This is a genomic window from Bacillus sp. CECT 9360, assembly GCF_918741275.1.
Taxonomy (GTDB): domain Bacteria; phylum Bacillota; class Bacilli; order Bacillales; family DSM-1321; genus Peribacillus.
In genome coordinates, this window is sequence record NZ_CAKKNA010000003.1 from 81,353 (window position 1) to 94,651 (window position 13,299).

A 13,299-nucleotide genomic window follows, 5' to 3' on the forward strand; every position below is an offset into this window, starting at 1 on the left:
GTCCCTATAGGCTAAAGTTATCCAGTTCATTGTCCGTCTCTTCTTTGTTGATGCCAATATAGGTAAGTGTAATCTTTGGGTGTGAATGATTCAGTATCTCTTGAAGCATTGCCACATTGTTGGTCTGCTTATAGAAGTGATAGCCGAATGTCTTCCTCATAGTATGAGTTCCTATTGACTCGATTCCTGCGAAATCTCCCGCCTTTTGAAGCTGTCTATAGGCTTGAATCTTGCTTATTGGCTATTGGCTTATCACCTTTACGAGAAGGAAATAGACACTCACTATCAAGTTCTGAGGCATATGTAAATACTTCATTAAAGATAGATGTGATATTAATTGTTCTTGCCTTCTTTGTCTTGCCCTCTTTGATTTGAAACTCCTTACGCTTCTTTGATTTCAACTTGATGATGGATTCTTTTTTCAGATTCAAGATATCACTCACTCGCAGTCCTGTGTTGATTCCGATTAGGAATAGGATATAGTCTCGCCCTGAACAGTGCCTCTTTAATGCCCACTTCATATCTTCTATTTGAGCCTTGCTTCTGATTGGTTGTACATCGATTAAGTGTTCTTTTTTAGTCATGCTAACGACTCCTTTATTATCAATGATTTGAATGTATACTTTTATATTGTATCCATAGCATATCACCAAAAATAGAGGAAGTCTATTATTATCAATGAAATGAATGTTAACTTTTATCTATTAGTTTACATTCATCTTGAGCAGTACAAATTCGCAAGCTTCCGATAAAAACACAAAAATGAAGCGATATCTATTCTTTTAATATCACTTAATGGGAAACATATTCGATTTAGATTATCCTTTTCGAACAACATCAGCTTATTACTTCCTGTTTTATCACTTTACCGCACTATAACACATCCATTTTTTGTGTCGTGTCGGAAATTTACCGAATACAAGTTTGTGAATGAGAGTGGTTTCTGATTTATGCCAACATACTAAGGAGTCACTAAAGGCTTCCAAAATACCCTCAGATTCAATCGTTAGCATCTTAGATTACTGGAAGGGAAAGAGGATTGGAGGAAACTCTAGACCCCCAACCACGAGCCATACTGAGCCTCTGTAGGCGTGTGAATATGAACTGTTGATGCTTCCCCTAACCTTGTATTACCACAACACCAAAAAGCATTCCTACTTTATCCAGAAACGCTTTAGCGGAATATTGGATTTGATTCCCATTCTTCTCGTAGAAGTCCCATACGGATAGAATCATAATGATTTCCATTATAAAAACGACACTTTCTAAGCCTAGCCTCCATTTTCATTCCAAGTTTTTCACCAAGCTTAATCATACGTTCATTACCTGACCAAGTGGCAAACCCTACACGAACCAAAGGTAAGGTGTTAAACAGATGATTAATCCATAAACGAAAAACTCTAGTGCCATAACCTCCACTCCAAAAGTTTGGATTATAAATTGCTATCCCCATTTCGAGCCAATTCGATGGCTTATGCTCCCAATAATAATTTACTGTCCCAATAACCTCTCCATTTACTTCAATAACCCATCGATTGTCTTGATTTACAATAGTTTCTTTGTTCGATAAAAACTCTTCATATGGAACTCGCTTAAGTTCGAAATAAGGTGCATCCCACTTTTTCCATTCGGGAGATTCTTCTTTATACATTAACTCCCATAGTTTTGGTAAATCGCCATCAATTATTGGTCGAACAATTAATTCATTATCCTTATAACACACAACCATTTCCTCCAAAACTTCACTAAATTCCCTTTAAATATATAGTTCTCGTCCTTGCCTTTATTTCCTCCTAAAAATTTCACTATTTCACTTGACAATAATACAAACAAAAAATTTTCCTTTTAAGCCTTGCATCTTAATACTGATAGGTAATAGGGTGAAGACCTCTCTTTTTCCACCTTACCGTTACAACCATCTGAACAGAGTGTCGTTTAGATGACACTTCATTCCAAAATAGGTTTAGATAAGGAGCATCCCTCACATGAGGCTTACATAATGTCTCAGATTCAATTTTAAGCACATCTTCAATTAAAGGGAGGGGAAGAGGTGATGATAAGTAAGGAAGACTCTCAAACCGCCACCACGAGCCATTCTGAGCGGCTATGTGATGGTTAAACCCTTTAGCATAATACAAAAAAGCGTTCCTGCTAGTACAGAAACGCTCCATTTAGTTTAATACCATGCTATTCTTTAAAGGCACTTCCTGAGATATTGACTCTCTTTGATACAAAGAAATATACAAATACATAAACAAATAAACTTCCAATTACAAGATAGTATATTTTAGCAGTAGAAGTATGAATCAACATAGCGAAAGATAGTATGAAAAATTGTGCATATAATATAATCAAGACAAACTTTAAGAAAGAATCATTCTTCTGGGATTTAGAAATTGGATAAAGTAATACACTTTGTTTAATTTCATGTTGTAAAGGGATTACTTGAAATCCAGTCATAAATAAAATTAGGAGATTAAAAATCCAACCATTTGTTGGCACAGCATAATTAACAAATATACCAATTAGAGTTAGCCTTAAATAAAGATAAAAGTAATCATTATATCTGACAAACAAGTGTAAGTATAAATATACAAATGTACGACTTTGACTATATGGAATAAACCTTTTCACAATCATAGTGAGCAAACGTCTATGACGATAAGAACGTTTAAGATTAGGAACATCCATGAAAACATTAATAAATTTAAAGTTTCTTAATAAGGCACTTTCTTCTTCGGCTATTAGCCACTGCCAATTCAGATTTCTTTTTTTTCCTATAAAATAAATTAAATAGAAGAAATTTATACTCATTAAAACAAACTCAAAAATCCAGTCATTATTAAACAAAAAATAACACATTAAATATACTGAAAAAATCCTCATCAAGCTATGTAACATAGATTGTACATAGTTCTCTATCCATTGTTCAGTCCATTTCATTAAAATGTTATAAGCAACAATCCCAATTATAAAAAAAAGGATGTGAAGATTAATTTTAGTTGTGTGTAAAAATAGGGATAAGAAAACAGAAATGAAACTGAGCAATTTAATCGTATCAATAACAAAACTATATCCAAGTGATTTAATAAAATACGGCTTTAACTCCCATTCTAACGGCAACAAAAAGACTATATCTGCTCTTTTAATAAATGTTCGAACTTTTGTCCGTATTAAAAGAAAGGTTATAAACAGGGATAAGATTACCTCAACTGATATGTGAGGAGGCATCCACTGAAGAAATAAATGAAAATAATAAATAAAGATACTACCAATGACCAGAAAAAAATAAACTACATTCGCACCAATGATTGAATAGTACCTGAACATTTTTCTATAAAATTCCTTAACTCTTAACTCCCATAAAGATTTTATATCCATTAGTACACCATACTTTCATTGAATAATATCCTAATGGCACTATTGTATATTTCAATTAGCTTTTTTCTTTTTGTAAAATTACCCCCGTTGTTTGAAAAGTAAAATAATTAAGCACCAGTAGTAGTCAAAAAATACATTCCAATAAGTATAATCATTATAACCTATACACCTATGAGAAAACGTTTCAAAATAATTCCTCCAATAAAATATTACTCCAATACCTACTTATGACTGAATATTCTCCATTCGAATTGCATCCCTTCTTTCACTAAGAAGCCAGTCAGTTTAAGTACATTCCATCACAAAAAATATAGCCTTTTTTAAGGGAAATAAATACACCACATTAGGCTTATATAATGCCTCAGATTCAATCCTAAAATACAACAACATAAGAAGAAGGGGGAGAAGACTCTTAAAACGCACCACGAGCCATTGTGAGCGTCTATGGACAGGGTACATTATAAACTCATCTGTTTTCCACTTATCGGGTTCAAATCGATACTAAAAAAGAACTTGGAAAGTTTCCAAGTTCTTCATCGAATGTACAACTATTGCATCAGTAATTGGAATATTTTTTTTGGTTCAATATTGTTAGCTAATTTATATCAATTTTAACTTTCTCTAACTCAACAGGTATATTCGCACTTAAAATTCCCATATTAACCCTTAATATATATTTACTTTGGCTAAAATCATCAAGCTTGCTAATATCAAAAGTGCTTCTAAATCGCAAATCGTCTTTCTTAACAGTTTCGACAGAATGTTTGATTGGTTCTTTATATATCTCTTTCTCTGATTCTTTAACTAAAGTGATATCGTTACGAGCAAAATCCTTAAAGAACATAAAGTTCCAATTCCTTTTATCACCATTATTAACTTGAAAATCGACAGTGACACTCTTATCTTTAACAGTAATATTTTCAACTTCCACTGACAATCTTTGCCTATTAGCCTTTATTTCAATAGGTGTTGGCTGATTTAATGATACAAATTGGTCTGGTTGACTTAAGGCTACTTTCGGATGTACCTCTATATAACTTGTTTTTCCTTTTAATGATTCTGGAATGATACTTCTCCCTTTAACAATAATTTTATCCTTTTCTTTAGTTGTTTCTAGGTCAATACCATCTTGGGAGATATTAATTTCGTTACTCGTATCATCGTATGCCTCCAACCTTACTTGGTCTTGTTTTCCTTCAATAAGGAAAGTAGCTGTATAGTTGATAGCAGTTGATGCTTTACCTACAATAATTGAATCAAATTTAACTTTAACACCTGCATTTTCTTGGATAATTTGTTTATCAATTGTTTCCGTTTCATATGGTAATTGGCTAATCGGAACATCGAACCTCCAACTTCCTTTTTTATCTCCAACCATTTTGAATTCTAATGGGAATGTAGTATTCGAAGGTAATTCAGTTTTAGGATAACTTAATTGAATATGACCAACAAATCCATTTTTAGAGGGCTTCATATATACGACTTCTTTACTATCAGATATACCTTCCTTGCCATCGAATATCTCATAAAAGCCAAAAACATTACCGTTTTTTTCGGTCTTCAAATCTCCCTTAACATTAAAAGTCACCCCAATAATTGCCCCATCATAATAGGCACTCGTAATTGAAACATCTATACCTTTACTGGTCGATGTCTCATTTAATGTTGTTATTAATTTTTGTGATTCTAAGTTTCTTCCAACTAAGTCGTTAAAAGACAGATATATTTTTCCTAGTAAAGGTACATCCGCCATAACACTTGAAATTGTAGGTGAAATAAAACTTGATGAGATGAAAATTGTTGCAGCCAAAACTGCCGAAATAACAAATGGTCTAGGATTCTTTTTATATGCTAACGTATGTTTTCCTTGCGATTCTAATAGTTCAATATCAGTTAAAATTCGATTTTTCAAATCTTGTTTTTGTTTTGTCTTCCACAAAAAATCGGAATCAAGCTTTTTCAATGGACTATCAAATTCAGTATCTTCGTATTGCTTCCTCACTTGAATATCCCTCCTTTAGTAATTGTTTTTTTAATGCTGGAGTTGCTCTAAAAAGAGTTGATTTCACTTTACTCTCAGACCAATTTAATATCTTTGCAGTATCTTCAATTGAAAACCCTTTGATTTTTCTTAAAATTATTACCTTTCTATATGTATCTTTAAGTTCTCCCAATGCTTTATAAAGTTCAAATGATTCTTCTTTTAATTGAAAAATTTCTTCTGGCAATGGGACGTGGTCTTTTTGCATTAGAAAAATCTCTTTAAAAAACGTGGCTGGTTTACGTTTCCTTAAAAAATCGACAGTAATATTATGGGCAATACTAAAGAGCCATGTTTTTTCACTGGAATAATGTTTAAATGAATCATAATATAAGTACGCCTTTACAAATGTATCGTGAGTTAAATCCTCCGCTTGCTGATAATCTTTTACCATAAGTAAAATAAAGCTTAGTATAGATTTGCTATGTTGGTCATACCAATCAGACATTTCTTCCTTTTTATGCTCTAACAAATACCACCCCTCCTTTCATGAATGTTCAATACTTAGACGTATGAGTTAACTAAAAGTTGTGGTTATTTTACCAAATTTTTTTGAAATTGTCGGTATCGATACTGGTATTAAAAAACATCATTTTCCATAGAAACTTGAATTCGTAGATAAACAAAGAAGGTAAGCCACTATCTTGGCTTACCTTCTAGTTAGAACAATCATCTTTTTTAGATTAGTATCAAAAAGCAGGGAGGATTGAGATTCTGTAACTCTTAATGAAATCACAGTTTTATTAATCGTTGGGCAGCTGCGTCTTGAAAATCACCCTATGTCCAACCATCCGCTCCAATGCACAAAAAAAAAGGAGAGACTCAAATATGAGTTCTCCTTATCATTTTCCACCATTCCTAATCCTTTGAAATACTTCTAACGGATTGTTTGTAGTTTGCCTCCACTTCACAGTCTGTCCTCCCTCAAACAGCTTATCCCATTTCCTACTCTCTGCTTCCTTTTCACGTTGCAATTTCTGTTTATACTCGGCTATACTTTCTTCTGCTTTAACCTCTCTTGCCAACTCCATAATAACAGAGTCAAGTCTCAAGTATTCCATAGCTTTATCTCCATACTTTTCTTCATACTCACGAATCTCATCTCTAATGTCTTCTATTGCTGCCATATATTCATCATCCAAGATTTCATTATTGTGATTGGTAGGTTCAATATTTGATTTAGCTATAGTGGTAATACCCTTTTGTTTAAGGTTTTCTACTCCATTCTCCTTATTGGTTTGATTAGCTTGATTTTGTTTAATTTGTTCTTTCTTAGTCAATTCTTCATGCTGTTCAATATTCACAGAGGATTCATCATAATTATGAATTCCATTCTTTTCACTTTTATTACTCTCTATTTGTTCTGGATTATCCAGTCCTAACTGTTCAAATTCTTTCCTTCTATCTTCATCAATCATTTTTTGAACAGCTTTGATTTCTTTAATGTCAATCTCATTCATGCTATGCAATTGGATATGGATGTTTCTAATGCAATCAACATACTTATCACTCTCAAGTAGAGACACATACGGTGAAGGCTCTTTTTGGTTCAAATCGACCTCCTCTTCTTCCTGTTCCCTAACAAATGCAGTGGCTTCTTCTTCTGTTAGTCCTAACCCAATCATGATTTCTTTCATAGCTTCTTTATTTTGAACTTTTTTGCCCTGCTTCTTCATCAAGTAATTGTCATGTTCCTTTTGAGCATTTCCTAAAACATAATCTAGCAACTTGCTATGGTATGCCTGTTCATTTTCTTGCAGCTTGAATGAATCAATCTCAAAAGGATAATGTGCCTTAATGAACTCATCAAGTGCGTTTTTGTTTAGAACCTCGATTTGGAACACTTCATAAATATATTGCAATCGCATTGCATCGCCTTCGGCATCTTCAACATTCTCGATATAGTCAAGCCAATCAGCTTTAAAAGCTTTAGTCTTTGGTGAGTTCTTAAACATTAGTGAATATGATTTAGAGATTTCATGCTTTTTGAGTAACTCGGCTTCGATGTAATTAATTTCCATTGCTATTGCTTCATCTATGTCAATCGGCTCTCTGGAAGCTTTCACCTTACCTTTCCATGAGGAGATTATCCTAATCATACCCATTCCTGAAGCTTGATTAAATACAGTCTGTAATTGTCCTTTACTTACGTTCCTTAATGTATATGCAATGTCTTGAAATACCTTCTCTTCTCCATCCGCTAAGATACCTAATCTAATCATGTACTCTTTGTATGGCTTAATTACTTCTTCACTGTAAATACCACTCATGATATCTTGCTCAGCTGGTGATATAAGTCCAAAATAGGTCGCCCAACCATTCTAGTCCTCGCCTTGTTATCTATGCCATCCATCTTACTCATAACTATTAGTGCTAGGTGCTTTGAATGAGACGGTGCTATTCCTTTATTGAAATGTCGCTTGTCTTCTTTCGGAACTTTTTCTTTTCGCTTCTTATCTGTGTAAATGATTCGATTCTTACCAATGCCTTCATACCAAACCTCTTCATAATAACATTCAATTTCTTAGATAAGAGATTCTAATTCACGTTTGTTTAAATTACCTTTATTCCTCTTCAATGATTCTATCTTTTCTGGTTTAAACTTCTTTACTGCATTTTCAAGTGTCCATTTTTTTGACACTTTGTTCACCTACTTTCTCCTTATTTTTTCAATATAGTGATACACCAATACAGTAAATTAATTAGAAAATCAAAAGGAGTGACCGAAGATGTCACTCCTTAATTATTTTTTACCTTCTCTTTGTTACCATCTTCATTACTGGTGAGAATGTATCATGACTTTTTCTAAGGTCGTCAGTGTCCATCTGAATGTACCTTCTCATTGTCCTTATATCTGACCATCCGCCCATCTTTTGCAGTGTAAAAGCATCGCACCCATTTAAGGTCATATACTTTGCCCAAGTATGCCTGTATACGTGAGCGGTTACCTTTTTGCCTTCTATTCCTGCTTTTTCTCCGTAATACTTAAGACGCTTGTTGAAATGATTTTGACCAAGCGGTTCTCCGTATGAAGAAAGGAATATCCTATCCGTTGAAAAATGCTTTTTATTTTCATTAATCAGTTGCAACAGTAATTTAACTGTATGTGCAGAAATCGGAACAATCCGAGGTTTACGATTTTTATTTTTCTCCCCGCCAAGTGTAATAAACCTTGTTTGGAAATCAACATCCCCTGCACGTAAGCTAAGTAGTTCATTGGCTCTGATTCCACTGTCTAATAACAAAACCATGGCTACATAATCTCTATATCCAACATAATCTCGTTGATTTGGCTGCTTTAGTAACTCTTTAACTTCTTCATCAGTAAAACAGTTTGTAAGGTCTATATCCTGTTTTAATAACCGTACACCTGACATCGGGTTAACCTCGATTAAATCTTCCCGCTCAAGAAAATTAAACATGGCACGATACACCCTGAGTCGAATATTAATGGTTGTTTCGGATAAGCCTATGCCTTGGTCACTTTGAATAAATTTATGCCCATTATACTTTGGTGCATCGTATTTCAAATAATTGATGTAGTCACGAAATATCTGAGGTGAAAGTTCATCTACAGTTTCAATTTCATAATTATTTTGAAGCCAAGTAACGAAATATCCCCAATCCTTTCGATAATCCTTTAATGTCCGTTCTCTTAAACCTTCTGCACTCTTTCCAGAAACAACTAGGTCAATTGCTTGTTCCATCGTTAATTTTGGATATTCCTTTTGATTGGACATTTTCCCTACTGGTTTTTTCCTTATTCGCTTGTTTAAAGACATAAAAAAGCCTCCTCAAATAGTAATGTTTTTCAACATTAACTATCGAGAAGGCATGTAATTCACAACCTTAATTTATTGCTTTTAGGGTTGTTAACACATCTTTTGAGACTTGTGTACACTCAAAATTTCAATGTAATTCATAACCCTATCCTTAGCAATTCTCCGGTGTACCGGCATTTACCGCTGTACGGAATGACGATCCGCAACCGCACGAGGCAATCGCGTTTGGATTATCAATCGTGAATCCGCCGCCCATCATGGACTGCTTGTAATCAATTTTAATTCCGTTCAAAATCGGGGCATCCTGGCTATCGACGAGAATATGGATGCCGAACTGTTCAAGCTGCTGATCCTTTTCGGCTGCTTCCTGTTCAAAGCCCATACCATAAGAAAGTCCGCTGCAACCACCACCTTTTACAGCTACTCTTAAGAAAGAGCCTTCTTCGCCATTATGCTTCATCATTTCTTTTATTTGAAAAGCTGCCGCTTCCGTTAATTGTAACTCTTCACTCATATAAAACCCTCCCTTAATAAATTTGAGAAAGTGCAAAATTTCCACTCGAAACCATCGTGACAATACTCTGTATAGTGAGAAGTTCACTACTCCCCTAGTATATACTAAAAAATTCAAGGTGCTCAACTCATATACATTTAAAGGCTGAAAGAATCCAATTAATCCTGTAAAAGTATTAACGTATTCGCTATAATTATTCTATAGGGACAAATTCCTATGATAAAAGAATCACATTATACATATGGCAAAGGGTGATGGAATTGGAAGAACTACAGCCTGCATTTGACCGGAAAGTTGAATGTATCTATTGCAAAAATAAATTCACAACTAAAAAACTTCGAGCCCAATTTGTTAAGGTAACCGAGTACGATACTGACTTCCGTCCACAATACGAAAGCGATCATGCAAATCCGCTCTTTTATAATATTTTTGTCTGCCCGGAATGCGGTTTTTCATTTTCCGAAGATTTCACGAAAACTTTTGCACCCGGAACAAAGAAACAGATAGAAGAAAAGATTGCATCCAAATGGACGAAGCACGATTATAGCGGCGAAAGAACAATCATTGATGCGCTCAACACTTATAAACTGGCAGGTTATTGTGCAACGTTAAAGAAGGAAAAACATATCACTACGGCTGGTATTTACATGCGTCTCGCCTGGCTATACCGTCAAAAGAAAGATGATGAACAGGAAATCCGATTTTTAAAGCTCGCACGGAAGGAATATCTTGAATCCTATTCAACAGAGGATTTTAAAGGCACACAAGTCACGGAAATCCGCCTTTTGTATTTAACGGGCGAGTTGTCGGTCAGAATTGGCGACATGGCTACGGCAACAAAATATTTTTCCATGGTTATTGAGAAACAAAAACAGGCTGTGGAGACAAAGCTGGTTGAAATGGCGAGAGAACGATGGCAGGAAATCCGTGATCGACAAACGGCAAAATAAGTGAATGAAAACCTGAAAAAGAAGCTGCCCATTTGAGAACAGCTTCTCTCATCCGTTTTCACGCCTTTCACATGCTTGAAGGGGAGGCTGCGGAATTATTTTTAAAACATTGGATTTTCTTCCAGATATTTATATATATTCTCGACAAGCTCTTCAGGAGTATCACCTGTAACCGGCTCGCCGTTAACAAGAGCATATAAGCTTGCCGCACATTTACCGCAATAACCCAAACAACCGTATTCTACAATATCAAAATTGGGATCTTGCTCTAGTTGTTCCAACGCCGTCTGAGCTCCACTGGCAAGGTTGCTTATGCAAAATTCTATGATTGGGTTCATTCTCTCACCTCTCTATCACTAACAGATTATCCTACCCTTTTTCTTTTAAACAGTCAACGAAACAAGTTTTGGAAAACGCTTTATTTTCACAATATTATTGTGATTTTGCCACAATTTCGATATACTTTGTATGGATTTAAAAATCGCAATATTTGAATTGAAAAGTAATTATTAAACTATTTAATACCCGTTATCATTGGAGCCGATATTTATTTCACTTTAATAATAATATCTACAATATAGGGTAAGTGAAAATAGTAACAAGTTATTCTGCAGAAACAAAGGGGAAATTCACGATGAGAAACTTAGTCATACTTGGCGGCGGTTACGGAGGAATGAGAATCCTTGAAAAATTATTGGATGGACAACTTCCAGACGATGTTAAAGTAACATTGGTTGACCGGAATCCATATCATTGTTTAAAAACCGAATATTATGCATTAGCAGCGGGAACGATTTCCGATCAACACATCCGGGTTGCATTTCCGGAGGATACGAAATTGAATGTCACTTATGGAGAAATCCATTCTATTGATTTAGAAGAAAAAAAAGTCATCCTGAAAGATCAGGAACCCATCGAATATGATGACCTGGTGATTGGGCTAGGGTGTGAAGATAAGTATCACAATGTTCCGGGTGCTGATACCTATACATACAGCATCCAAACAATCGATAAATCACGCCGCACCTATCAGGCTCTGAACAATCTTGGGACAGGGTCAACCGTTTCCATCGTCGGCGCAGGGTTGAGCGGTGTCGAGCTGGCAAGTGAACTGATTGAAAGCCGACCTGATTTAAAAATTAAATTATTTGACCGCGGTGATCATATTCTTTCCGCTTTTCCTAAACGATTAAGTACATATGTTGAATCATGGTTTCACAAACATAACGTTGACATCGTTCCAAATTCAAATATTACCAAGGTTGAAGAAATGCTTTTATATAACCATGACGAAGCGATATCAACTGATGTAATTGTCTGGACTGCCGGAATCCAGCCGAATAAAGTTGTCAGAGATATGAATATTGAAAAGGATAAACAAGGCCGTGCGATCTTAACTCCTCAGCATTTCCTTCCGACGGATGACAGCGTCTTTGTTGTAGGGGACTGCGCAAGCCTTTCTCATGCTCCGAGTGCTCAACTGGCTGAAGGTCAGGGTGAACAAATCGTGACAGTCCTTTTGAAAAAATGGGCAGGCGAACCGCTACCTGAGAGCTTTCCGACCATCAAATTGAAGGGCGTACTGGGCTCGCTGGGCAAAAAACACGGTTTTGGTCTTGTAGCTGACCATGCCATTACGGGAAGAGTAGCCCGTTTATTAAAATCAGGAATCCTCTGGATGTATAAGTATCATAGAGGCTAAAAAACTTGCTGAATTTCAGCAAGTTTTTTTGTTTTGACCTGCTTGTTGATTTCTGCTCCGGACGCTCGCTTTCCGCGGGCAGTCCGGGAGCCTCCTCGACGAAAGGCACACCTGCGGGGTCTCCCCTGGCCTGCTCTTCCCGCAGGAGTCTCGCGTCCTCCGCTCCAATCAACGTAGAGAAACTCGATGAAATAGGGTTTGCCTACAGCTTTTTTTCTTAGCTTTTATACCCGTACTTTTCCATTTCTTTAACGATTGCTTTTAGCTGTGGATTGCCTTCCCCGACTATTTCATTCTCAATGACTACCACTGGATAGAACAGGTCTTCTTCGATGACCCTTTTCGAGAAATCCAGTTTTTTTTGTTCCGCCTGGGGATTGAATATGTCAATATAGGTAATCGTAAAATTCTGATCCGGAAATTTTCTGGAGAGGGCTGCCTCAAGCCATTCGTATGTTTCCTTCGATGATGGCAGATTCACACAGCTCGCACATATTTGTTCGGCACCGTATACTTGTATCTCAATCTCTTTTTGCTCCATGTTTCCCCTCCTGATTATTTATTTCCATTGTACCTGATTTCCAGATGTAAAAAAAAAGAAAGATTCCATTAGAAGAAGTTTGAGTTGAATTTTTTTGAGTCATGGCAGTATAATAAAGAATAGGAAAGGAGTCGATTGCAATGTCTGAACAGGCAATGTTTGGTCAGGTTCAAGAGGTGCTAGATAAACTTCGTCCGTTTCTTCTTCGTGACGGCGGTGACTGTGAACTTGTGGATGTAGATGATGGAATTGTCAAGCTTCGTTTGCTTGGAGCATGCGGCAGCTGCCCAAGTTCTACTATCACGCTAAAAGCTGGTATTGAACGCGCTCTTCTTGAAGAAGTTCCAGGTGTAGAAGAAGTTGAACAAGTATTCTAATAGAGTAACAT

Annotated in this window: 13 protein-coding genes and 1 pseudogene; 3 read left to right on the forward strand and 11 right to left on the reverse strand. The window is 35.8% G+C overall.

Annotation, left to right across the window (positions count from 1 at the left end; all coding sequences use genetic code 11):
* Nucleotides 1-4 precede the first annotated feature (4 nt).
* The 9 genes and pseudogenes from LQ216_RS04280 to LQ216_RS04315 form a co-directional block, all read right to left on the reverse strand.
* Nucleotides 5-584 (reverse strand): annotated as a pseudogene (locus LQ216_RS04280) (tyrosine-type recombinase/integrase).
* Between the two features lie 590 nt (nt 585-1,174).
* Nucleotides 1,175-1,723: a GNAT family protein gene (locus LQ216_RS04285; protein WP_230127039.1), complete on the reverse strand. Its 549-nt coding sequence runs from the start codon at nt 1,721-1,723 to the stop codon at nt 1,175-1,177.
* 464 nt (nt 1,724-2,187) lie between these two features.
* Entirely contained in the window at nt 2,188-3,381 is a 1,194-nt protein-coding gene (locus LQ216_RS04290) for an ABC transporter permease (protein WP_230127040.1), read from the reverse strand.
* Between the two features lie 595 nt (nt 3,382-3,976).
* The gene (locus LQ216_RS04295; protein WP_230127042.1) at nt 3,977-5,383 is read right to left on the reverse strand and encodes a DUF4179 domain-containing protein; all 1,407 of its coding nucleotides are present in this window, start codon (nt 5,381-5,383) and stop codon (nt 3,977-3,979) included.
* Entirely contained in the window at nt 5,358-5,894 is a 537-nt protein-coding gene (locus LQ216_RS04300; protein WP_230127044.1) for an RNA polymerase sigma factor, read from the reverse strand. The genes LQ216_RS04295 and LQ216_RS04300 overlap by 26 nt, the downstream gene beginning before the upstream one ends.
* Before the next feature lie 370 nt (nt 5,895-6,264).
* Complete coding sequence (locus tag LQ216_RS04305) at nt 6,265-7,692, reverse strand: hypothetical protein (RefSeq protein WP_230127046.1); 1,428 nt, start codon at nt 7,690-7,692, stop codon at nt 6,265-6,267.
* Between the two features lie 254 nt (nt 7,693-7,946).
* The gene (locus LQ216_RS20325; RefSeq protein ID WP_290369222.1) at nt 7,947-8,072 is read right to left on the reverse strand and encodes a hypothetical protein; all 126 of its coding nucleotides are present in this window, start codon (nt 8,070-8,072) and stop codon (nt 7,947-7,949) included.
* 100 nt (nt 8,073-8,172) lie between these two features.
* Entirely contained in the window at nt 8,173-9,204 is a 1,032-nt protein-coding gene (locus tag LQ216_RS04310; RefSeq protein ID WP_230127048.1) for a tyrosine-type recombinase/integrase, read from the reverse strand.
* A 151-nt stretch (nt 9,205-9,355) separates the two neighbouring features.
* Nucleotides 9,356-9,718 carry an iron-sulfur cluster assembly accessory protein gene (locus LQ216_RS04315; RefSeq protein ID WP_230127050.1) on the reverse strand — a complete coding sequence of 121 codons (363 nt, stop codon included), beginning with the start codon at nt 9,716-9,718 and terminating at the stop codon, nt 9,356-9,358.
* Nucleotides 9,719-9,972: 254 nt separating this feature from the next.
* Between LQ216_RS04315 and LQ216_RS04320 the strand changes: the two genes are divergently transcribed.
* Complete coding sequence (locus LQ216_RS04320) at nt 9,973-10,668, forward strand: DUF2225 domain-containing protein (RefSeq protein ID WP_354958406.1); 696 nt, start codon at nt 9,973-9,975, stop codon at nt 10,666-10,668.
* Nucleotides 10,669-10,769: 101 nt separating this feature from the next.
* Here the strand turns inward: LQ216_RS04320 and LQ216_RS04325 are convergent, their stop codons facing one another.
* Nucleotides 10,770-11,006: a YuzB family protein gene (locus LQ216_RS04325; protein ID WP_230127054.1), complete on the reverse strand. Its 237-nt coding sequence runs from the start codon at nt 11,004-11,006 to the stop codon at nt 10,770-10,772.
* A gap of 296 nt (nt 11,007-11,302) precedes the next feature.
* Between LQ216_RS04325 and LQ216_RS04330 the strand changes: the two genes are divergently transcribed.
* The gene (locus LQ216_RS04330) at nt 11,303-12,370 is read left to right on the forward strand and encodes an NAD(P)/FAD-dependent oxidoreductase (RefSeq protein WP_230127056.1); all 1,068 of its coding nucleotides are present in this window, start codon (nt 11,303-11,305) and stop codon (nt 12,368-12,370) included.
* Between the two features lie 217 nt (nt 12,371-12,587).
* On the opposite strand, the gene LQ216_RS04335 is transcribed toward LQ216_RS04330, so the two are convergent.
* The gene (locus tag LQ216_RS04335) at nt 12,588-12,911 is read right to left on the reverse strand and encodes a YuzD family protein (protein ID WP_230127058.1); all 324 of its coding nucleotides are present in this window, start codon (nt 12,909-12,911) and stop codon (nt 12,588-12,590) included.
* Nucleotides 12,912-13,051: 140 nt separating this feature from the next.
* Between LQ216_RS04335 and LQ216_RS04340 the strand changes: the two genes are divergently transcribed.
* On the forward strand, nt 13,052-13,288 hold the full coding sequence (locus LQ216_RS04340; RefSeq protein WP_230127060.1) for a NifU family protein: 237 nt from the start codon (nt 13,052-13,054) through the stop codon (nt 13,286-13,288).
* Nucleotides 13,289-13,299 lie beyond the last annotated feature (11 nt).